Below are 19,111 nucleotides of genomic sequence, written 5' to 3' on the forward strand. Positions count from 1 at the left end.
CCCCCTGGGGGGTCAGGAGGTGGCGCGGTGGACGAGCAGGGCCTCTGTGGCGGGGACCGGGGACGTCGTCCCCGTCTCGATCAACTCGTGCACGGCGTCGGCGACCCGCGCCGGCGAGGGCAGGTCCAGCCGGACCGTGGTCAGGGCCGGCTGCTGGAGGGCGGAGAGGACCAGGTCGTCGGAGCCCACGATCGCGACCTCGTCCGGCACGGCGATGCCCTCCGCCCGGAGGGCGTGCAGCAGCAGCGCCGCGTACTCGTCGTTGTACGCGAAGACCGCGTCCAGGCCCAGGCTCGGCCAGCGCCGGGCGAGAGCGGACGCCGACTCCCGGGTGTACGCGAGCTCCACCGGGGTCACCGTCGCCATGTGCCGGGCGGCGACCGACTCGGCTCCGGCGAGGCGCGGGCGGGCGAGGGCGTCGAGGCCGCGTTCCCGGGGCAGGACCACGCCGATCCGCTTGCGGCCCCTGGCGATGAGGTGCTCGGCGGCGGTGGCACCGATCTCGGCGTGGTCGAAGCCGATGGTGTGGACGCCCGCCACCGGGCGGGCGGCGAACGCGAGCAGGCCGCGCACCCCGGCGCGGCTCAGGAGTTCGGCGGCCTGGGCGGTGAAGCGGTCGCCGTCGAGGGCGATGACGGCGGCCGGGCGCAGCTCGGCCCAGGCGCGGGCCGCGTCGAGGGGGTCGGCGAAGCGGCCCGCGTGCAGGACGGCCGTATAGCCGTGCCGGTCGAGCTCGCTGTGCAGGTCGTCGACCCAGTCGCTGACGAGCCGGCCGATCGCGGAGATCGACGCGGGCATCAGGACGAGGTTGCTGCGCCCGGCGCGCAGGGACCGGGCCGCGGCGTGCGGTACGTAGCCGAGCTGCCGGGCCGCGTCGAGCACTCGGGTGCGCGTGCTCGCGCTGACCCGGTGGCCGGGGGTGTCGTTCAGCACGAAAGAGACGGTGGCGCGTGACACCCGGGCCAGCCGGGCCACGTCCGCGCTGGTGATCGAAACGGGCGACGCGGGACTGCTCGTCTCCCTGGCCTTGGGCTCCCTGGGCATGGTCCTCAGTGCTCCCTCGGGTCGACCACCATCGCCTTTCCCCCCAGGTTACACGAGTTAGATCATTGAGCCTTTCGGGCTTCGTGCAGGCGGCGCGAAGCTCCGGCGAGGTCGTCGACGGCGGTGACCGCCGAATCGAAGCGCATCGTGGTCCGCGTCTGCGCGTCGTACGGCTGCCACTGCGGCATGCCGGGGTGGTTCGGGTCGCCGGTGCGGACGAACGCGATCCACGCCCGGTGCATGGTGCAGGCGAGCCCGTCGCGTACGGCGGGGGCGAGCCCGGCGAGGAAGGGCGCGTGGGACCACTGCTCGAAGTTGTCGAATACGAAGGGGAGTTCGAGGCAGTGCGCGGCGCCGAGCCGGCCCTCGTACGCGGCTGCCTTGAGGTCGAACTGGTAGGCCCAGACGGGGTGCGCCGCGGCGGCCCGGGCCTCGGCCAGCCCGAGGGAGGGGACGCGGAAGAGCTCGTCCGAGATCAGGTCCATGAGGACGTCGGCCGGGCGGGAGCCGGGGCGGGCCGCCTCGTACGCCGCGTAGACCCCGGGGGCGGCTTCGGGCCCGAAGGTCTCGGCGATCCGGTCGGTCACCTGCTCCCTGGTGGCGCCGGCGTACCCCGGGTCCAGCGCGAAGCCGAAGTTGGCCTCCTCGCGGGTCCAGCCGATCATGACGTCGACGCCGGCCGCGGCACCGTGCAGCAGGGCCTCGACCGGGTGGCGCCCGAGGGTGGTCCCGTCGATGACGGGCAGGAACGGCGTCGGCCAGTAGCCCCAGCGCGTCGTGCGGGCGAACAGGCCGCCGGTCGCGCCGATGAGGGCCGGCCAGGGCAGGGCGCGCAGTTCCCGCGCGGTCTCGGCGCCGGCCAGCTCCCGGAAGGGCGCGGTGCGCTCCCGGTAGGTGTCGGGGTCGGGGAGGTCCAGCCCGAAGGGCGGGCTCTGCAGGATCACCCGGCGGATCATCCCTTCGGCCAGCGGGTGCCCGGCGAGGGCGGCCGTGGATACGGCGCCGCCGGACTGGCCGGCGACGGTGATCCGGTCGGGGTCGCCACCGAAGGAGGCGATGTTCTCCCGTACCCACTTCAGGGCGGCGAGCTGGTCGGAGAGCCAGGGGTTGGCCGCCTCGCCGTCCTCGTCCGGGGAGAAGTAGCCGAGCGGCCCGATGCGGTAGTTGATTCCGACGAACACCAGGTCGCCGTCGCGCGCGAAGGCAGCGCCGCCGTAGCCGGGCAGCGAGCCCGATCCGGAGACGAATCCGCCGCCGTGGATCCACAGCAGCACCGGGCGGCGGGCGTCGTCGGCGGCGGGCGTCCACACGTTGAGCGTGAGGCAGTCCTCGTCGAAGGGGGGCGACCCGTGGCCGCCGAGGACCGGGTCGCCGCCTTCCATGTACATCTGCGGGGCGCTGGGGCCGTCGGCGCTCGCGTCGCGGGTACCGCTCCAGCCGGGGTGCGGCCGGGCGGGCCGCCAGCGCAGGTCGCCTACCGGGGGTGCGGCGTACGGGACGGCCCGGAAGACGGAGAGCCCGTCTTCGACGACCCCGCGCAGCCGCCCTGCGGGGAGGCCGACCACGGGCGGCGGAGTGCGGTGCTCGGTGTGTGCCATGGGGCCCTTCCTTCGTCGTTCCGGGGGCCGGGGGTGCGCCGGGCGCAGGCCGGCCCCGATCACGAGGGTATGGCGAATATTGGACGACCGTCAATGATTCTCGATATGTGCGGTGCCCGCGCCCCTCACAGCCACAGGCTGTCGGCCGCCATCCGCTCGGCCTCGACCCTCAGCAGCGGTTCGAAGGCCCTCCACAGCAGCATGCAGCTGCCCGCTCCGGCCAGCGCCCCGGCGAAGGTGTCGCTGAGCCACTGGGCGTGCAGCCAGGTCCGGCTGCCCATCATGGCGACGACGTACAGCGCCCCGAAGAGCCACCACCAGCGGCGGGCCCGCGGCGGGAACACGAGCACGGCGGCCAGCATCACCAGCGTCACGGCGGTGAACACCTGACCCGAGGGGAACGAGCCGTCGTTGACCAGGACCCACGGGTGCGGGGGCCGGGGACGGTCGACGAGCTGTTTGAGCGGGAGGACCACGAGGACGTTCGCCCCGATGCCGGCGGCGAGGGCGAACAGCCCCGACCGCCAGCGCCCGTAGACGCAGAGGCCGCCGATCAGGGCGAGCGGCAGGACCGTGCCGAGCGGGCCGCCGAGCCGGTCGAGAACGGTGGCGAAACCGGTGAGGCCGTCGCCGCGCGAGCCGTTCACGGAGGCGGCCCAGCCGTCGTCGAGCCCCTGGAAGAAGGGGCGTTCGGAGATCGAGACCAGGAGGCCGATCAGCAGCGCCCCGAGGAGGAGGGCGACCCCGACGGCGACCGCGTGGCGGGGCGGGGCCGCGGGGAGGTGGTGCCGGGGAGCGGGGATCAGGGAACGGGCTGCGCGGTGGGAGGGCGGGGGCACGGCGGAGGGACGTGGCATGACGGGCCTTTCACGGTGGCCTCCGAGCGGTGGGGGCACGCGGGGAGCAGGCAGGCACGGGCGGGTGGAGGACTGCACGGGGGCCGGCGCCGCGGCCGGGGACACAGGGGATGCCGCGGCCGGGGACGCTGGGGATACCGGGGGCGCCGGCGATACCGGGCATGTCGGGGATGCCGGGGAGCGGGGATACCGGCGAGCGGGGAGACCGGGGCATGTCGGGGATCGGGAAAACCGGGGTCGGGGATGCCGCGGATCGGGGAGACCGGGGCAGGTCGGGGATCAGGAAACCGGGGGTCGGGAGAACCGGCGGTCGGGGAGACCGGGGGATCGGGGACACCGGGGGATGCCGGCGACGCCTGATGCGCGGACCGGGGACGCCGGGGGCACCGGGCGGGCCGACCGACCGCGGGCCCTTCCGGTGAGCGGCGGCGGACGTCGTGGCGGTGCGGCACGGAGTATTGCGGATTCGTGACCGCCGCCACAAGCACAAGAGGGATTCCGGACAAGACCTCCCTGCTCAGTGGCCGTGGGCGGACGGTTACACGTCCTCGCAGCGGCCGCCGTCCCCCGGTCACGATCCGTACACCGCCCGGCATCAACCTCTAGCGGGGCTCCGGATTGGGTGCTACACAGTGTCCAAGCGCCGAAGGTGACACGTGTAACAACATCGCGTGAACCGTCACCACCTGCCGGGCTCCACCCCCGCGCGCCGCCACGCCTGTCGAAGCCGCCGGTCGCGCCCCCTCCCCCGCGCCGCACCTCCGCACCCCCTTCTCGCTCCGTCCCCCGAGGAGTAGCCATGGCCCAGAACGAACTCATCGACCCGCCCGCCCAGGCGGAACCGGAACCTCCCCGCCAGCGCGCGCTCCTGCCCCTGCTGCTGGTCGCGAACTCCGCCCTCCTGGCGGTCTACATGGGCGTCGGATCGGTCCTGCTGCCCACGCAGATCGCGGACATCGACCCCGGCAACAAGGTCGCCGTACTGGGCGTGATCGGCGGGATCAGCGCGGTCTTCGCGACCGCCTTCAACCCGATCGCCGGCGCCCTCTCCGACCGCAGCGGCCGTCGCAACCCCTGGATCCTCGGCGGCGCCTTCGCCGCGCTCGCCGCCCTGGCCTTCCTCGGGTACGCGGCCACCGCGCTGCTCGTCGGCACCGGCTGGTGCCTCGTACAGGCGACCATGAACGTCTACCAGGCCGCTGTCACCGCGATCGTCCCCGACCGGGTGCCCGTCGCCCGGCGCGGCACCGCGTCCGCACTGGTCGGGCTGGGCCTGCCGATCGGCGGCACGGCCGGCGTGCTGATCGCCTCCGCCACCGCGGACCACCTGCGCACCGGGTACCTGGTGTTCGGCGCGATCGTCGCCGCCTCCGCGCTGCTGCTCACCACCCTGTGCCGGGACGTACCGCGCACCGGTCCCGCCCCGGCAGCGGTCTCGAAGCGGGCCCAACTGGCGGCCTTCCTCTCCGCGTTGGCCGATCACGACTTCCGGTGGGCGTTCATCGGCCGGGCCCTGATGGTCCTCGGGTACTTCTCCGTCGTCGGCTACCAGCTGTACATCCTGGACGACCACGTCAGCCTGCCCTCCGGGCTGACCCCGCCCGCGGCGATGGCGGTCCTGACCCCCGTGTCGATGGTCGCGATGGCCGTCTCGACCGTAGTGGGAGGGATGCTGTCCGACCGGTGGGACCGCCGCAAGGTGTTCGTCGGCGTCTCGGCCGCCCTCGCCGGACTCGTCATGGTGGTCCCCGTGATCAGCCCCACCTGGACCGGCATGCTCGTCTTCAGCGCGCTCAACGGGCTCGCGTTCGGCTGCTTCATGGCCGTCGACACCGCCCTCGTCACGCTGGTCCTGCCCCGGGCCGAGGACGCCGCCCGCGACATGGGCGTCCTCAACATCGCGAACGCCGGGCCGCAGATCATCGCCCCCTTCGTCGCCTCGGCCGTCGTGACCGCCCTCGGCGGCTACACCCCGCTCTTCCTCGTCGGCGGAGCCCTCTCGCTGATCGGCGCACTCGCCATCCTCCCGATCCGCAGCGTGCGCTGATCACCGCCGGGCGGTGCTTCCCGCACTCACGGGCGGCCCGGCTCCAGAACTCCGGCGGGCGCATGCCGAGGGTCGTGCGCCCGCCGGTCCCCACCCCACACCCCCACCGCACTTTCGCCTCCTTCCCTCCCTTTTCAAGGAGTTCCCTGTGAGACGCAAGCGAGTCCTGCCGCCGACCGTGCTCATCCTGTGCGCGGCCGCCCTCGCGGGTACGGCCCCCGCGGTCGCCTCCCCGCTGACCGTGCCCGAGCCCGCGCGACCTGCGGCAACACCCGCGGCCCCGCTGCGCATCCTGCTCACGAACGACGACGGCTACAACGCGCCCGGCATCCGCAAGGCGTTCGAGCGGCTGACCGCCGCCGGGTACGACGTCACCCTCGTCGCCCCGCTCACCAACCAGAGCGGCACCGGAACGAAGATGACGAGCGCCCCCACCATCGCGGTGAAACACCCCGAGCCGAAGGTCTGGGCGGTCGACGGCACCCCCGGCGACGCCGTGCTCTTCGGCCTCTCCGAGGTCTTCGGGGGCCACGCCCCCGACCTGGTGGTCTCCGGCACCAACTTCGGTCCGAACGTCGCCGGTCTCGCCACCCACTCCGGTACGGTCGGCGGCGCCGTCGCCGCCCTGGAGAGCGGCGTCCCGGCCATCGCGCTGAGCACCGGTGGCCTGGCGGTTCCCGACCCGGCCGCCACGATCAACGCGATGGGCCCCACGATGGACTTCGCGGTCAAGCTGATCGACCGCCTGCGCACCCGGGCGAAGTCCGGACCACTGCTGCCCAAGGGCGTCGGCCTGAACGTCAACCACCCGGTGGTCGGCGCGGACGGCTCGGGCACCGCCGCCGGTGTGGCCGCGACCTTCCAGGACCGGCAGGCCCCGCTCCAGCCGGACTTCACCGACTCCGGGGACGGCACCTGGAAGGTGAACGTACAGTTCCGCCCGCAGCCGGCCGCCAAGGGCGGGGACGTGGAGGCGGTGGGCGCCGGCAAGATCGCCGTCAGCCCGATGAACGCCGACTGGAACACCGGACCGGGCGGGTTCGCCGCCACGGCGGCCCTGCTCGCGGGGATCCGCCCGTGAGCAGGCCGCGTACGAACACGGCACGGTCGCTGCTCGCCGCCGCCTGCGCGGTGGCGGCCCTGCTCACCTCGGCACTCCCCGCCGCGGCGGCCACGGGGGCTTCCTCCGGCGGATCCCCGCGCCCGCAGGCCGCGGTCGCGCAGGGTGTGCTGCGCGGGCAAGACCACGACGGTGCCCAGGAGTTCCTCGGCGTCCCCTACGCCGCTCCCCCGGTGGGGGACGCCCGGCTGCGCCCGCCGCAGCCGCCGCGCCGCTGGACCGGGGTCCGCGATGCCGTCCAACAGGCCCCGGCCTGCCTGCAGTTCTCGCCGTTCGGGCTGCGCGATCCGCAGGCCGTCAGCGAGGACTGCCTCTACCTCGACGTGTACCGGCCCCGCACGGCCCGGCCCGGCGCCGGGCTGCCGGTGATCGTGTGGGTGCACGGGGGTGCGTACAGCCAGGGCACGGGTACGCAGTTCGGCGGCCGCACCATGGCCGATCTCACCGGCAGCGTCGTCGTCAGCATCAACTACCGCCTGGGGCAGCTTGGTTACCTCGGGCTGCCCGAGGTGACGGGCCAGAACGCCCAGCACTCGGGCTCCTTCGGCCTGATGGACCAGATGGCGGCGCTGCGCTGGACCCGGGAGAACGTCGCCGCGTTCGGCGGGAACCCCGGGAACGTCACGGTCTCGGGGCAGTCCGCGGGCAGCGGTTCCGTCTGCGCTCTGCTCGCGGCGCCCTCGGCCGCCGGGCTGTTCCACCGGGCCGTGCTGCAGAGCGGGCCGTGCACACTGCTCGGTACGCCGGACGGCGCGCGGGCCGAGTCGCAGGCGCGGGCCTTCGCCGCGGCCGCGGGCTGTACGGATCCGGCCGCGCTGGCCGCGTGCCTGCGCGGCGCTTCCGGGACGGCGCTGGTCGAGGCGGCCCGTACGGTGCCCACCTCGGGTCCGGCGTCCGGTGACGGGCTGCTGCCGGTCGATCCGGCGACGGCCATCGGGAGCGGGAACTGGAACAGGGTGCCGGTGATGATCGGCAGTACCCGTTCCGAGGCGCGCCTGTTCGTGGCGCTGACGCAGCCGCACCTGACGCAGGAGCAGTACACGGCGCAGGTTCTGGCGGGGTACGGGGCCGCGGGGCCGGAGGTGCTCGCCCGGTACCCGGTGTCGGCGTACGGGTCGCCGTACCTGGCGCTGTCGGCGGTCATGACGGACTCGACGTTCGCGTGCCAGACGGCTTGGACGGCGCAGCTGTTCGCCTCCCAAGTGCCGACTTTCGTCTACGAGTTCGACGATCCGAACTCGCCGACGCTGTACGGTGCGCAGGTGCCCGGCCTGGACATGTCGAACGCGCACAGCGCGGAGCTGGCGTACCTGTACGACTTCACCATGGGTGAACGCCCGCTGACGTCGAGTCAGGTCGCGCTCGCGACACGGATGAAGCGCTACTGGGGTGCCTTCGCGCGCTACGGCACCCCGGCGGTGCCGGGTCAGACCGCATGGCCGCCGACCGGGTCCCGGGCCGCGGTCCTCACCCTCGACCCGGCGGCGACGCGGACGAGCACCGCGTTCGGTTCGGACCACCAGTGCGCGTTCTGGAGGACCCGGCCGCCCCGGCCGATCTGACCGGCCGGGCGCGGCCGCGGCCCGGGATCCCGGCGGTCCCGGGCCGCGGATCGCCGGGCCGCGGCCGCGTCGCCTCCGCGGCGCACGGTCGGACACGGCGCCGCGTGCGGGCGGGCGTCAGGCGCCCGCGGTACGGGACCTGCGGCGGCGCAGCGTGAACGCGGCCGCCGCGAGGGCGACGAGGACGGCCGCGACGGTCAGCAGCCAGGCGGGTATCCCGCCGAGGGTCAGCAGCTCTCCGTGGTAGATCACCTTGCGGTAGGGGGTGTCGGCGGCCGTGGCGCGCAGTTCGTGGTCCCCGTCGATGCGGCCGGGCTCCGGGAACTCCTGGTCGATCGCCGTCAGGAAGGCCGGCTTGCCGCCGGTCAGTGCGGCGAGGCCGCCTTCCGGGGTGACCTCGCCGGCGAAGGTGACCTTCGGCCTGGCGCCGCCGATCGCGGAGGCGGGTTCCATCCGGTGGTCGGCCAGGATGTACAGGCCGAGCGACTGCGGGGTCTTGGCCAGCCGGGACAGTCGCATCGGGTAGACCAGCCGGTCGCTGTCGAAGCGGATCTTCAGCGGGTCGAGGGTGCCCATGAGGGTCTTGCCCTGCTGGCGGGGGGCGAGGCGTACGGCGACGTACTCCCACTTCTGGTCGACGTACGGCTTCAGCTCGGCGGCGAGCCCGTCGGGCAGCTTGAAGCCGTTGGTCTCCAGCCAGTTGCGCAGCGCGTCGGGATCGGTCGCGGTGAGCCGCGCGACGTCGAAGTCGCCGAGCTGCTCGCGGCCGACGACGCCGACCGGGGGCGCAGCGCCGGGCAGTGCGGCTCCCGCGGAGTCACCGGTGGTGGAGGAGAACGGCCAGTCCTGGTCGCGCGGCCAGAAGTAGCTGCGCGTCTTGAACTCGGGCCGGGTCAGCCAGGTCAGCTGGCGGAACATCTCCGCGTCGCCCAGCTCCACCGTCGCCCGCCCCGGCACCGGCATGATCCAGGCCGCCCGCGGGGCGTCCCCACGGACGACGAACCGCATCACGATCTGTTCCGTACGGCCGTCGAAGCCCACGACCGACGTCTCGCGTTCGACGCCGATCCGGGCGTAGCCCTCGGGGATCATCGCCCCGCAACCGCAGGCGTACGCCGGGCTGATCAGGGATCCCAACTGCGTCGCGAGCAGGGCCAGCAGGAGGGCGGCAATTCTTCGTTTCATCCACACGGGGTCACAGACGAAGGCGCTGGTGATCCGGTTCCGGCCACGGTCACAGGCCCGTTCCGACTGGCGGAACCCCCTGGTCAGGCCGGTTCCCGATGCCCATACTGCTCGCATGAGAGGGACGGACAGCACGCCGCGCAGCAGCCCCCTGGTGCCCGACGCGGTGGGGGCGGAGATCGGCCTGCACGACTGGGAGGCGGTCGGCTGCGGCTGCGGCCGCGGCGCGGGGCATCTCGTGGACACCCTGTGGGCGGCGGCCGAGGGACATCCGGCCGCCTTCCGCGCCCTGGAGGGCCACGCCTTCCTCTCCGGCCGCCTGCACCCGCCCGCTCCCGCGGTGTGCGGGGTGCTGATGGCCGTCTGGTCGGCGGGCCCGCCGCGGCTGGCCACCCGCGAGGCGCTGCTGTGGACCCTGCTGTCCCTGCTCGGCACCGAGGACGACGGGTCCTCGCACGAGGCCGGGCTGTACGGGCAGTGCGCGGCGTTCGTCCGCGCCGGTCTGCCCTCGCTGCGCCGCGCGGCGGCCGCCGCTCCGGGCTCCCCGACGGCCGCCTACGTGGACGGCGTCGTGGAGCTGCTCGGCCTGGGCTCCTGAGGCGGAACGCCCGCGGCGGCGCCGAGGCAGCTCCGCAGCAGCCGAGGGGTGACGTCCTCCAGGGACCGCGCGAAGGTGCGCACGGGCGAGGCCGGTACCTCCAGCAGCGACGGCACCACCAGTACCCCGCACCCGGCGGCCTCCGCGGAGGCCGCGCCGTCCGGCGAGTCCTCCACCGCCACGCAGTCCCGTACGTCGGCGCCGAGCCGCTCCGCGGCGCTGCGGTAGGGGTCGGGGTGCGGCTTGGTCCGGTCCGTGTCGTCGGCGGACAGCGTGAACGCGAACGGGACGTGGGCCAGTGAACCGCCGACGACCGAGTCGACGACCAGCCGCGGCGAGGCGCTGACGAGGGCGAAGGGCACGCCCTCCGCTTCGAGCGCGGTCAGCAGCCGCTCGGCGCCGGGCCGCATCGGCGCGCCGGCCTCCACCCGTCCGAAGAAGTCGGCGGTCAGCGCCTGCGCCACCTCGGACGGGTCTCCCCCTCCCGAGATCCGTACGAGGTGGGCGGCGGTGTCGTGGACGGCGCGCCCGACGACCTCGGGGGCGTCCGCGTCGGTGAGTTGGTGGCCGAGGCCCTGCGCGACCCGCTCGGTGGTGCGCCACCACAGCACTTCGGTGTCGACCAGGGTGCCGTCCATGTCGAACAGGACGGCTGCGAGGCCGGTCACGCGGACCTGGCCACGACGAGGACCGGTCGCTCGGCCAGGCCGACGGCGGCCCGCGCACCCGGCGCAAGCTCTCCCGCGTCCCGCGAGGGCAGGTCCGCCTTGACGGAGGTGCCGCCGGGCAGGTCGAGGTGGAGCCGGGTCACCGCGCCGAAGAAGGAGGCGGAGACCACGGTGGCCGTGCCCTCGGGGTCGGCGGTCGCGGTGACGTTCTCGGGCCGGACCAGCACTTCCACGTCCCGTGTCGCCGTCGGGGCCGGTCCGTCGACGGGCAGCCGGGTGCCGGCCACCTCCACCAGGCCGGAGTCGGTGAGCCGGCCGGGCAGCCGGTTCATGGTGCCGACGAACTCGGCGACGAACGGTGTCGCGGGGCGCTCGTACAGTTCGGCGGGAGCGGCGCACTGCTCGAGGCGGCCGGCGTTCAGGACGGCGACCCGGTCGGCCATCGACAGCGCCTCCTCCTGGTCGTGCGTGACGAACACGGTGGTGATGCCGAGGGAGAGCTGGAGACGGCGGATCTCGTCGCGCAGGTTGGCCCGTACTTTGGCGTCGAGCGCGGAGAGCGGCTCGTCGAGCAGCAGGACGCGGGGGCGCAGTGCCAGGGCGCGGGCGAGGGCCACGCGCTGCTGCTGGCCGCCGGACATCTGGTGCGGGTAGCGGTCGCCGTGCTCGGGCAGGCCGACCAGGTCGAGGAGTTCGGCGGCGCGCTCGCGGCGCTGGGCCGCGCCGACCTTGCGCACGCGCAGACCGAAGGCCACGTTGTCGCGGGCGCTCAGGTTCGGGAAGAGGCTGTACGACTGGAAGACCATCCCGGCGTCGCGCCGGTTGGCCGGTACGCGGGTGATGTCCTCGCCGTCGACCAGGACTTCACCGGAGTCGGGCTGCTCGAAGCCCGCGACCACGCGCAGCGCGGTGGTCTTTCCGCAGCCCGACGGGCCGAGCAGGGCGACGAGTTCGCCCGGCTCGATGGTCAGGTCGAGCCCGTCGAGGGCTACGGTCTGGCCGAACGCCCGCCGCAGGCCGCGGAATTCGACGCGCGCGCCCGGCGCGGAGTCCGTGCGGCCGTCGGAACCCTTGGACTGCCTGGCCGCGGGAAGGGTGGTGGACATGGGGGTCAGGGCTCCTTGCGGGAGGTGGGGGACGTACTGGGAGCGGAGGACACCGTGGCGGGGTTGGTCCCGGCCCGCGACAGGACGAGCAGCAGCAGCCACGTGATGAGGAGGCTGAGGATGGAGACGGCGACCGACATCCGGGCGTGGGCACCGGAGATCGTGACGATCCACACGGCGAAGGGCCGGAAGCCCAGCAGGGAGGCGATGGTGAACTCGCCGAGGACCAGCGCCAGGGTGAGGAACGCGGCTCCGGCGAGCGAGGCCCGCAGGTTGGGCAGGAGCACGCGCAGGACCACGTACGGCCAGCTCGCGCCGCAGCTGCGGGCGGCCTCGACCAGCGTCGGCACGTCGATGGCGCGCAGGCCCGCGTCGAGCGAGCGGTAGACGAACGGCAGCGCCAGCACGGTGTAGGCGAGGACCAGGACGACGGGGAACCGCTCGTCCTGCACGGCCAGGAAGGTCTGGTAGAGCGGGGTCCGCGACAGGTGGTCGGGGCCCCAGCGCAGCACGGTGGTGATACCGGTGACCAGCGCGATCGGCGGGACCACCAGCGGCAGCATGCACATCACCTCCACGACCGGGCGCAGCCGCGGCGAGCCGAGGCGTACGGCGACCAGCGCGGGCACGGCGAGCAGCAGCGAGGTCGCGATGGTGGCGGCGGCCAGGCCGAGGGAGAGCAGCATGCTCTCGGTGAAGCCGTCGGCGGCGAGGAGCTGGGTGTACGCCTCGAAGCCGATGCCCTGGCCGGGCACGTGCACGGTGAAGACGAAGGAGGCCAGGAGCGGGACGAGGAAGTACGCGCCCGCGAGCAGGAGTACGGCTCCGCGCCAGATCCGGGGACGGGGGCGGCGGCGCGGGGCGCGGACCTGTTCCGTGAGGCCGGTCGGCGCCGCCCCGGTGTCCGGGGCGCTGCCCCCGGTGTCCGGGGCGGTCGGTGCGGGCGTCGGGGTCATCGCAGCCATCGGGCGCTCCGTCGCTGGAGGGGCAGGTAGACCGCCATGACGAGGCCGGCGATCAGGATCATGTCGAGGCCGAGGGCGAGCGCCACGTTCTCCTCTCCGGTCAGCACGTTGCCGGACAGCGCGTCGGCGATCTTGAGCGTGACCAGCGGCACGGAGCCGCCGACCAGGGCGGCGGCCGTGGCGTGCGCGGCGAAGGCGGTGCCGAAGAGCAGCACGAAGCCGCCGAGCAGGGAGGGTGCCAGGACCGGCAGCCCGACGTGGCGCCAGAACTGCCGACCGGTGGCCCCGTTGTTCTGGGCGGCCTCGCGCCACTGCGGGCGCAGTCCGTCCAGCGCCGGGGCGATCACGAGCACCATGAGCGGGATGAGGAAGTACAGGTAGACCACGGTCAGGCCGGTGAAGGAGTACAGGTTCCAGCCGAATCCGGTGAGATCGGCGAGCTGGGTGACGACCCCGGATATGCCGACGGTGGCGATGAACGCGAACGCGAGGGGCACGCCGCCGAAGTTGGCGAGGACGCCGGACGCGGTGAGCGCGGCGCTGCGCAGGGCCTGCGACCGGGAGGTGACCACGGCCTGCGCGATCAGGACCCCGAGCACGCCGCCCACGGCCGCGGTGAGTGCGGAGAGCTGGACGCTGCCGATGAGCGAGTCGAGGTACGGGCCCTGGAGCGAGCGCGAGAGGTGCTCGCCGGTCAGCCGGGTGGCGCCGGTCGACGGGTCGGTGCGGGTGACCGCGCCGAACGCGATGGCGCCGAGCGGGATGCCGAAGCAGAGCCCGGTGAAGGTGAGGAGCGGGAGGGCGGCCAGCCAGGTGCTCGGGCCGCGCCGCCGGCGGCTGGCGGTGCTGCCGCCGGCGGTCCCCTCCGGATGGGAGGTGGGGGTGGAGGGGGACATCAGGAGAGGGCCTTGTCCCACTTCTCGGCGAGGGTGGCCTTGGCCTTGTCCAGTTCCGCGGAGGCGGGGAAGGCCGGGATGCCCTGGATCTGCGGGAGCTTGGCGGCGGCGTCCTTGTCGACGGTGCCGTCCTGGGTCAGGACCGGGAGCAGGACCGCGCGGGCGTGGCCCTTGAGGTAGAGGTTCTGGCCCTCGGCGCTGTACAGGAATTCCATCCACAGGCGGGCGGCCGCCGGGTTCGGGGCCTCCTTGTTGACGGCCTGCGAGTAGTACTGGGCGTAGACGCCGTCGGTGGGGACGGCGACCTTCCAGTCGACGCCCTTGCCCTTGAACTGCTCCGCGTAGCCGGCGTTCAGGTAGTCCCAGTCGATGGAGATGGGCGTCTCGCCCTTCTCGACGGTGGCCGGGGTGGACTCGACCGGGATGAAGTTGCCGTTCTTGCGCAGCTGGCCGAAGAAGTCGATGCCGGGCTGGATGTCGGCGAAGGAGCCCTTGTTGGCGAGGGCGGCCGCGTAGACGCCGCCGAAGGCGGAGCCGGACTTGGTCGGGTTGCCGTTGAGGGCGACCTTGCCCTTGTACTCGGGCTTCAGCAGGTCCGCGAAGGTCGTCGGGCAGTTCGGGATCTTGGCCGCGTCGCAGCCGATGGAGACGTAGCCGCCGTAGTCGTTGTACCAGCGGGCGTCGGCGTCCTTCTGGCCGGCCGGGATCTTGTCCCAGGCGGTGACCTTGTACGGGGCGAAGAGGTTCTCGGCGGCGCCGCTGCGCGCGAAGGCGATGCCGAGGTCCATGACGTCGGGGGCGCGCTTCTGGCCCTTGCGGGACTTCACCGCGGCGATCTCGTCGGCGCTGGAGGCGTCCGGGTTCTCGCTGTTGACCTTGATCTTGTACTTGGCTTCGAAGGCCTTGATGATCTCGCCGTAGTTCGCCCAGTCCGGCGGCAGCGCGATGACGTTGAGCTGGCCCTCCTTCTGGGCGGCCGCGACGAGCGCGTCCATGCCGCCGAGGTCGGCGGCCGAGGCTGCGGCGCCCGGCTGGACCTTGGACTTGCCGTCGCCGGCGGTACCGGCGGCCTTGTCCGGAGCGGCGCCACACGCGCTGAGCGTGGTGAGGACGGCGGCGCTGAGCAGTACGGCTGCACTGCGGCGGGCGGAGGAACTGAGCACGGTCTCTCCCGGAGACGGGTTCCTGACGGGGGTCGACTTGTCTGAACAAGTTGGCTCCAGTTCGCCCGGCCTCGCCATACGGGAGATGAACGGGGGCTGGACCGCGGGGCACGGCTCGACGAAGAGATGAGAATGACCGAAAGAAGCCGTGACAGGGAGCGTCCAATGATCTTCAACGCCTGGGTTGGCGGGCGCATCGGGATACGGTCGACGGCGAGACGACAGGTGGGGGGCGGGGTACGCAATGGGCACGATCCGGTATCTGGAGATCGCCGACGCGCTGCGCGCGGCGATCCTCTCCGGCGAGTACGCGGTGGGCGCTCAACTGCCGTCGGAGAGCGATCTGGCCGCCCGCTGGTCCGCCTCGCGCGGAACCGTCCGGCAGGCGGTGGCCACGCTCGCCGCGGAGGGGCTGATCGGCTCCCGGCAGGGCGCCCGCAGGATCGTCCTGCGCCACGAGCGGCGGCACAGCTTCGGCGAGCTCAACAGCTTCGCCCAGTGGGCCGAGGGGCTCGGCCAGCAGGTCACCAGCCGCTTCCTCTCCCGGGTCCGCAGGCCGGCCACCGCCGAGGAGGCGGAGCGGCTCGCGCTCGCGCCGGACACCGAGGTCCTGGCCGTGGTACGGCTGCGGCTGCTCGACGGAGAGCCCACCATGGTGGAGCGGACCGCGTACGCCGACTGGGTCGCGGGCGCGGTCGAGGCGCTGGCGGACGACGTCCGCTCGGTGATGGACAGCCTCGCGAACGACTCCGGAATCGTCGCCCACTACGGCGAGCACCTCATCGACGCCCTTCCGGCCGGGAGCGAGGACGCGCGACTGCTGGAGATCCGGCGCGGTAGCCCGCTGCTGCGCCAGCGGCACGTATCGGCCACTGCCACAGGACGCCCGATCGAGTGGACCGACGACCGCTACCGTGCCGGCAGCGTCACGTTCAGTGTGAGCAACTCCGCGGTGGCCCCTGCCCTGGAGCGCCGTACGGGCGAGGGCTGACGGCTCAGAGCGCGAGCTCGGCGGCGGCTTCGTCGATCGCCCCGGGCAGCCAGTCGGCGACCGCGCCGAAGGAGTAACCCAGTTCCGTGGCGCGGCTGTTGTCGAGTGCGTAAGCACGGTCGAAGGAGAACGGCGAGGCCGGGGCCCCGGCTGCGACGGTCCGCAGGCGCGCGGGTCGGCCGACCCGCTCGGCGACCAGCGCGCACAGCCCGAGGACGTCCAGCACCCCGTGGGAGGCGGCGTCGACGGCCCCGGTGAAGGACTGCCCGGCCGTCCACTGCAGGAACCGCGCGATCTCGCGGTGGTGGACGAACGAGGTGGCGTAGGGGGCCTCGTGGACGTCCACCGGGGTTCCGGCGGCGACCCGCCCGACGTAGTGCGCGAGGCGCCCGGTGAACTCCTGCGGGCCGCCGCCGAGCACGTGCGCGGTCCTCACCGCGGTGAAGCCGAAAGGGCTGCCCTCTTCGCCCGCCCCGCCGAGCACGGCCTCGGCCCGGCGCTTGCCCTCGGCGTAGGCGCGGGCTTCTGGGGTGGGGGGCGCCGGATCGTAGACCTCCATCGTCGAGGTCATCACGTACCGCGCGGTCCGGCCGGCGAACACCCGGCGGGCGACGGCGGCCTGGTGCGGCGTGTAGCAGACCTGGTCGACGACGGTGTCGAAGGTGCGCCCGCCCAGGGCGGCGAGCAGCCTCCCTTCGTCGTCGCGGTCGGCGACGAGGCGGCCGACGCCGGGTGGTGGGGCGGCGGAGCCGCGGTTGAGGACGGTGACCTCGTCGCCCGCGTCGCGCAACAGGCTGACCAGATGCTTTCCGAAGTAGCGGCTTCCGCCGATCACGAGAATCTTCTGCATGGGTTCGACTGTGCCGCTGTATCGTCCCCAGCGGAACCGATCACTCGCTGAACGGGTATGAAGGAAAACTGATGATCGATGTGCAGCGGCTGCGGATCCTGCGGGCCGTCTCCGAGCACGGCAGCTTCAACAAGGCGGCCCGGGCCCTGCTGCTGACCCCGTCGGCGGTGTCGCAGCACATCGCCTCGCTGGAGCGGACCCTGGGCCATCCGGTGGCGGTGCGCAGTACCCGCGGGGTCACCCTGACCGAGCCCGGGCGGCTGCTGGTGGAGGCGGCGGAGACGATCTCCGCGGAGCTGGACCAGGTCCGCCACGAGATCGAGCGGCTGACGGCGGACCGGCCCCGGCTGACGGTGGCCACGTTCACCAGTGGGGGCCCGGCGGCTGCTGCCCGCGGCGCTGGCCGGGTTCGTGGCGGCGCATCCCGATGTGGAGTTGACCGTACGGGAGGCCGAACCGGAGGCCGCGGCGCCCATGGTGCGCGGGGGTGGGGCCGACCTCGCCCTGGCCTACCACTTCGACGGTCCGCTGCCCCTGCGGGGCGCCCTGGAGTGGACACCGCTGATGGACGATCCGCTGTGGCTGGCCCTGCCGCCGGAGCACCGGCTCGCCGGCCGGGACTCGCTTGCGCTGGCCGAACTTGCCGCCGAACGCTGGGTGTTGGGCTGCCTGAAGACGGAGGCCTATCTGCGCCGGTACGCGGGGCTCGCGGGCTTCGACCTGCGGGTGGCGGCCTCCACCAGCGACTACTTCTTCGCGCAGACCCTGGTCGCCGCGGGCGTCGGCGTCGCGCTGATCCCGCAGGTCTCGCTGGCCCCGGAGGCCTCGGTCGCCCTCGTCCGGGTCGAACCGCCGCGCCCCGCCCGGCACATCGGTGTGGTCACCCCCCACCGCCGCCGCCCGCACGCCCAGGCCCTGACCGCGGCCCTGGCCGAGGCGGCGAGCCGGTGACCCACCACCTCCTCCCCGGCCTCGCGGCCAACCCGGCGCTGCCCGCGGAGCTGCTCGACCGGCTGATCGAGCGCGCGGTCTCGGACCCGTCACTCCCCGACGCACTGAGCGAGCGCACGGACCTCGCGCCCGCCCAGGTGACCGCGCTGGCCGCGCTCGACGAACACGCCGCGATCCGCCTCGCCCGCGCGGGCCTGCTGACCGCCGCCGACGCACACCCGGCCGACCGGCCCTCGGTGGCCCTGGCCCTGTTGGACGAGGGCGCCGGCCCGCCCGAGTACGCCCGGCTGCTGGCCGCCCATCCGGACCGGGGGATTCGCGAGGCCCTGACCTCCCGACCCGGACGCTTCGGTGGTCAAGGCCGTCGCCCCGCATCCGGGTATGTCCGAGGAGCTGCTGCGCGCCATGGTCGCGCGGCACGGCGTCCACGTCCTCGCGCGGGTGGCGGCCAACCCGGACGCCCCGCCCGCCCTGCTGGAGGACCTGGCCCGGCACGATCCGCCGGCGCGGCGGGCGTACCGCGAGATCGCCGGGCACCCGCGCGCGACGGCCGCGGCACTGCTGCCCTGCCTCGCCGACGAGCGGGCCCGCCGCCTCGCCGCCCGGCACCCCGCACTGGCCCCGGCGGTCCTCGTCGGCCTGCTTGCGGACGCCGATCCCGAGGTGGCCGGGGCAGCGGCCGCCAATCCGGCGCTGCCGGTGGGCGTGATGGCCGGGCTGCTCGCGGACGCTCCGCGGGCGGGGAGCCGTTCAGGCGTCTGAGTCTTCGACGATCCGGCCGTCGCGCAGCTCCACCACGCGGTCCGCGAGTTCGATCAGGGCCGGGTCGTGGGTGGCGACCAGGGCCGTGACCCCCTCGCTGCGGACCACCGCGCGCAGCAGCTGCATGATCGAGCGGCCCGTCTCGGAGTCGAGCTGGCCGGTCGGTTCGTCGGCGATGATCAGGGCCGGCTCGTTGGCCAGGGCGCGGGCGACGGCGACCCGCTGCTGCTGCCCGCCGGAGAGCTCGCCGGGCCGCTGCTCGGCGTGCTCGGCCAGGCCGACCAGCGCGAGCAGGGTGCGGGCGCGCTCCTCGCGCTGCTTCGCCGGGACCTTCCGCATCCGCATCGGGACGCCGACGTTCTCGACCGCGGTCAGGACGGGGATCAGCCCGAAGGACTGGAACACGAAGCCGATCCGGTCGCGGCGCAGCGCGAGCAGGCCCTCCTCGTCCAGATCGGCGAGATCGGTGCCGTCGAGCACGACGCTGCCGCCGGTCGGCGCGTCGAGTCCGCCGACCAGGTTCAGCAGGGTGGTCTTGCCGGAGCCGGAGCGGCCCTTGAGGGCGGTGAGCCGGCCGCGTTCGACCTCGAACGACACCCCGCGCAGGGCGTGCACCTCACGCTCGCCGCTGCCGAAACTGCGGTGGAGGCCGTCGGCCACGACCATGGGCGCCGCCGCCGTGTCGACCTGGTTCTGCGTCATGGTGTGGACTCCCCCTGGAATCGGCCGGCGATCGCCGCTGCGGTCA

General features: G+C 73.8%; 19 protein-coding genes and 1 pseudogene. 8 read left to right on the forward strand and 12 right to left on the reverse strand.

The features are described from left to right. Positions 1–12 precede the first annotated feature (12 nt). From ACIBAD_RS00920 to ACIBAD_RS00930, 3 genes are all read right to left on the reverse strand, one after another. Positions 13–1,044 (reverse strand): LacI family DNA-binding transcriptional regulator, encoded by a 1,032-nt coding sequence (locus ACIBAD_RS00920; RefSeq protein ID WP_398903463.1) that lies wholly within the window; start codon positions 1,042–1,044, stop codon positions 13–15. A gap of 62 nt (positions 1,045–1,106) precedes the next feature. Then, positions 1,107–2,642: a carboxylesterase/lipase family protein gene (locus tag ACIBAD_RS00925; RefSeq protein ID WP_398903465.1), complete on the reverse strand. Its 1,536-nt coding sequence runs from the start codon at positions 2,640–2,642 to the stop codon at positions 1,107–1,109. 125 nt (positions 2,643–2,767) lie between these two features. Further along, entirely contained in the window at positions 2,768–3,499 is a 732-nt protein-coding gene (locus ACIBAD_RS00930; RefSeq protein ID WP_398903467.1) for a phosphatase PAP2 family protein, read from the reverse strand. A gap of 799 nt (positions 3,500–4,298) precedes the next feature. On the opposite strand from ACIBAD_RS00930, the gene ACIBAD_RS00935 reads away from it, so the two are divergent. The 3 genes from ACIBAD_RS00935 to ACIBAD_RS00945 all read left to right on the forward strand — a co-directional run bounded on the left by ACIBAD_RS00935 (position 4,299) and on the right by ACIBAD_RS00945 (position 8,228). Continuing rightward, on the forward strand, positions 4,299–5,546 hold the full coding sequence (locus ACIBAD_RS00935) for an MFS transporter (protein WP_398903468.1): 1,248 nt from the start codon (positions 4,299–4,301) through the stop codon (positions 5,544–5,546). Positions 5,547–5,694: 148 nt separating this feature from the next. Then, a complete protein-coding gene (gene surE / locus ACIBAD_RS00940; protein WP_398903470.1) occupies positions 5,695–6,627 on the forward strand; it encodes a 5'/3'-nucleotidase SurE in 933 nt (310 codons plus the stop codon). Further along, on the forward strand, positions 6,624–8,228 hold the full coding sequence (locus ACIBAD_RS00945) for a carboxylesterase/lipase family protein (RefSeq protein WP_398903472.1): 1,605 nt from the start codon (positions 6,624–6,626) through the stop codon (positions 8,226–8,228). The genes surE and ACIBAD_RS00945 overlap by 4 nt, the downstream gene beginning before the upstream one ends. Before the next feature lie 117 nt (positions 8,229–8,345). On the opposite strand, the gene ACIBAD_RS00950 is transcribed toward ACIBAD_RS00945, so the two are convergent. Continuing rightward, the gene (locus tag ACIBAD_RS00950; protein ID WP_134068049.1) at positions 8,346–9,413 is read right to left on the reverse strand and encodes a DUF2330 domain-containing protein; all 1,068 of its coding nucleotides are present in this window, start codon (positions 9,411–9,413) and stop codon (positions 8,346–8,348) included. A 115-nt stretch (positions 9,414–9,528) separates the two neighbouring features. On the opposite strand from ACIBAD_RS00950, the gene ACIBAD_RS00955 reads away from it, so the two are divergent. After that, entirely contained in the window at positions 9,529–10,011 is a 483-nt protein-coding gene (locus tag ACIBAD_RS00955) for a hypothetical protein (RefSeq protein WP_398903474.1), read from the forward strand. On the opposite strand, the gene ACIBAD_RS00960 is transcribed toward ACIBAD_RS00955, so the two are convergent. From ACIBAD_RS00960 to ACIBAD_RS00980, 5 genes are read right to left on the reverse strand one after another with little or no spacing between them, the layout of a single operon-like run. Next, on the reverse strand, positions 9,969–10,649 hold the full coding sequence (locus ACIBAD_RS00960) for an HAD family hydrolase (protein ID WP_398903958.1): 681 nt from the start codon (positions 10,647–10,649) through the stop codon (positions 9,969–9,971). The genes ACIBAD_RS00955 and ACIBAD_RS00960 overlap by 43 nt on opposite strands. A 26-nt stretch (positions 10,650–10,675) precedes the next feature. Next, positions 10,676–11,785 (reverse strand): ABC transporter ATP-binding protein, encoded by a 1,110-nt coding sequence (locus ACIBAD_RS00965; RefSeq protein WP_398903476.1) that lies wholly within the window; start codon positions 11,783–11,785, stop codon positions 10,676–10,678. A 5-nt stretch (positions 11,786–11,790) separates the two neighbouring features. Further along, the gene (locus ACIBAD_RS00970; protein WP_398903478.1) at positions 11,791–12,750 is read right to left on the reverse strand and encodes an ABC transporter permease; all 960 of its coding nucleotides are present in this window, start codon (positions 12,748–12,750) and stop codon (positions 11,791–11,793) included. After that, positions 12,738–13,646 (reverse strand): ABC transporter permease, encoded by a 909-nt coding sequence (locus tag ACIBAD_RS00975; protein ID WP_398903480.1) that lies wholly within the window; start codon positions 13,644–13,646, stop codon positions 12,738–12,740. The genes ACIBAD_RS00970 and ACIBAD_RS00975 overlap by 13 nt, the downstream gene beginning before the upstream one ends. Further along, positions 13,646–14,809: an ABC transporter substrate-binding protein gene (locus tag ACIBAD_RS00980; RefSeq protein WP_398903482.1), complete on the reverse strand. Its 1,164-nt coding sequence runs from the start codon at positions 14,807–14,809 to the stop codon at positions 13,646–13,648. Before ACIBAD_RS00980 ends, ACIBAD_RS00975 begins: the two co-directional genes overlap by 1 nt. Before the next feature lie 244 nt (positions 14,810–15,053). On the opposite strand from ACIBAD_RS00980, the gene ACIBAD_RS00985 reads away from it, so the two are divergent. Further along, complete coding sequence (locus ACIBAD_RS00985) at positions 15,054–15,800, forward strand: GntR family transcriptional regulator (protein WP_134068055.1); 747 nt, start codon at positions 15,054–15,056, stop codon at positions 15,798–15,800. A gap of 4 nt (positions 15,801–15,804) precedes the next feature. Here the strand turns inward: ACIBAD_RS00985 and ACIBAD_RS00990 are convergent, their stop codons facing one another. After that, entirely contained in the window at positions 15,805–16,650 is an 846-nt protein-coding gene (locus tag ACIBAD_RS00990) for an NAD-dependent epimerase/dehydratase family protein (protein ID WP_398903485.1), read from the reverse strand. Positions 16,651–16,721: 71 nt separating this feature from the next. On the opposite strand from ACIBAD_RS00990, the pseudogene ACIBAD_RS00995 reads away from it, so the two are divergent. Then, a pseudogene (locus ACIBAD_RS00995) lies at positions 16,722–16,850 on the forward strand (LysR family transcriptional regulator); the annotation flags it as partial. A 169-nt stretch (positions 16,851–17,019) separates the two neighbouring features. Further along, positions 17,020–17,601, forward strand: a complete 582-nt coding sequence (locus ACIBAD_RS01000; protein WP_398903487.1) for a LysR substrate-binding domain-containing protein — start codon at positions 17,020–17,022, stop codon at positions 17,599–17,601. A gap of 89 nt (positions 17,602–17,690) precedes the next feature. Here ACIBAD_RS01000 and ACIBAD_RS01005 read toward each other — a convergent pair whose 3' ends face one another. Then, positions 17,691–17,960 (reverse strand): hypothetical protein, encoded by a 270-nt coding sequence (locus ACIBAD_RS01005; RefSeq protein ID WP_398903489.1) that lies wholly within the window; start codon positions 17,958–17,960, stop codon positions 17,691–17,693. A gap of 22 nt (positions 17,961–17,982) precedes the next feature. Between ACIBAD_RS01005 and ACIBAD_RS01010 the strand changes: the two genes are divergently transcribed. After that, the gene (locus ACIBAD_RS01010; protein ID WP_398903491.1) at positions 17,983–18,363 is read left to right on the forward strand and encodes a hypothetical protein; all 381 of its coding nucleotides are present in this window, start codon (positions 17,983–17,985) and stop codon (positions 18,361–18,363) included. Here the strand turns inward: ACIBAD_RS01010 and ACIBAD_RS01015 are convergent. Further along, positions 18,352–19,065 (reverse strand): ABC transporter ATP-binding protein, encoded by a 714-nt coding sequence (locus ACIBAD_RS01015; protein ID WP_134068059.1) that lies wholly within the window; start codon positions 19,063–19,065, stop codon positions 18,352–18,354. The two genes, ACIBAD_RS01010 and ACIBAD_RS01015, sit on opposite strands and share 12 nt — an antisense overlap. Positions 19,066–19,111: the final 46 nt, after the last annotated feature.

The sequence above is a fragment of the Streptomyces sp. NPDC051109 genome (assembly GCF_044455885.1).
Lineage (GTDB): Bacteria > Actinomycetota > Actinomycetes > Streptomycetales > Streptomycetaceae > Streptomyces.

Bases quoted from the DNA above. Each gene is read 5' to 3' on its own strand.
- ACIBAD_RS00985 (WP_134068055.1), top strand. From the start codon at position 15,054: ATGGGCACGATCCGGTATCTGGAGATCGCCGACGCGCTGCGCGCGGCG.
- ACIBAD_RS00950 (WP_134068049.1), bottom strand. From the start codon at position 9,413: ATGAAACGAAGAATTGCCGCCCTCCTGCTGGCCCTGCTCGCGACGCAG.
- ACIBAD_RS00990 (WP_398903485.1), bottom strand. From the start codon at position 16,650: ATGCAGAAGATTCTCGTGATCGGCGGAAGCCGCTACTTCGGAAAGCAT.
- ACIBAD_RS01015 (WP_134068059.1), bottom strand. From the start codon at position 19,065: ATGACGCAGAACCAGGTCGACACGGCGGCGGCGCCCATGGTCGTGGCC.
- ACIBAD_RS00960 (WP_398903958.1), bottom strand. From the start codon at position 10,649: ATGGACGGCACCCTGGTCGACACCGAAGTGCTGTGGTGGCGCACCACC.
- ACIBAD_RS00920 (WP_398903463.1), bottom strand. From the start codon at position 1,044: ATGCCCAGGGAGCCCAAGGCCAGGGAGACGAGCAGTCCCGCGTCGCCC.
- ACIBAD_RS00925 (WP_398903465.1), bottom strand. From the start codon at position 2,642: ATGGCACACACCGAGCACCGCACTCCGCCGCCCGTGGTCGGCCTCCCC.
- ACIBAD_RS00970 (WP_398903478.1), bottom strand. From the start codon at position 12,750: ATGGCTGCGATGACCCCGACGCCCGCACCGACCGCCCCGGACACCGGG.
- ACIBAD_RS00935 (WP_398903468.1), top strand. From the start codon at position 4,299: ATGGCCCAGAACGAACTCATCGACCCGCCCGCCCAGGCGGAACCGGAA.
- ACIBAD_RS00955 (WP_398903474.1), top strand. From the start codon at position 9,529: ATGAGAGGGACGGACAGCACGCCGCGCAGCAGCCCCCTGGTGCCCGAC.
- ACIBAD_RS00975 (WP_398903480.1), bottom strand. From the start codon at position 13,646: ATGTCCCCCTCCACCCCCACCTCCCATCCGGAGGGGACCGCCGGCGGC.
- ACIBAD_RS00965 (WP_398903476.1), bottom strand. From the start codon at position 11,785: ATGTCCACCACCCTTCCCGCGGCCAGGCAGTCCAAGGGTTCCGACGGC.
- ACIBAD_RS00930 (WP_398903467.1), bottom strand. From the start codon at position 3,499: ATGCCACGTCCCTCCGCCGTGCCCCCGCCCTCCCACCGCGCAGCCCGT.
- ACIBAD_RS01010 (WP_398903491.1), top strand. From the start codon at position 17,983: ATGTCCGAGGAGCTGCTGCGCGCCATGGTCGCGCGGCACGGCGTCCAC.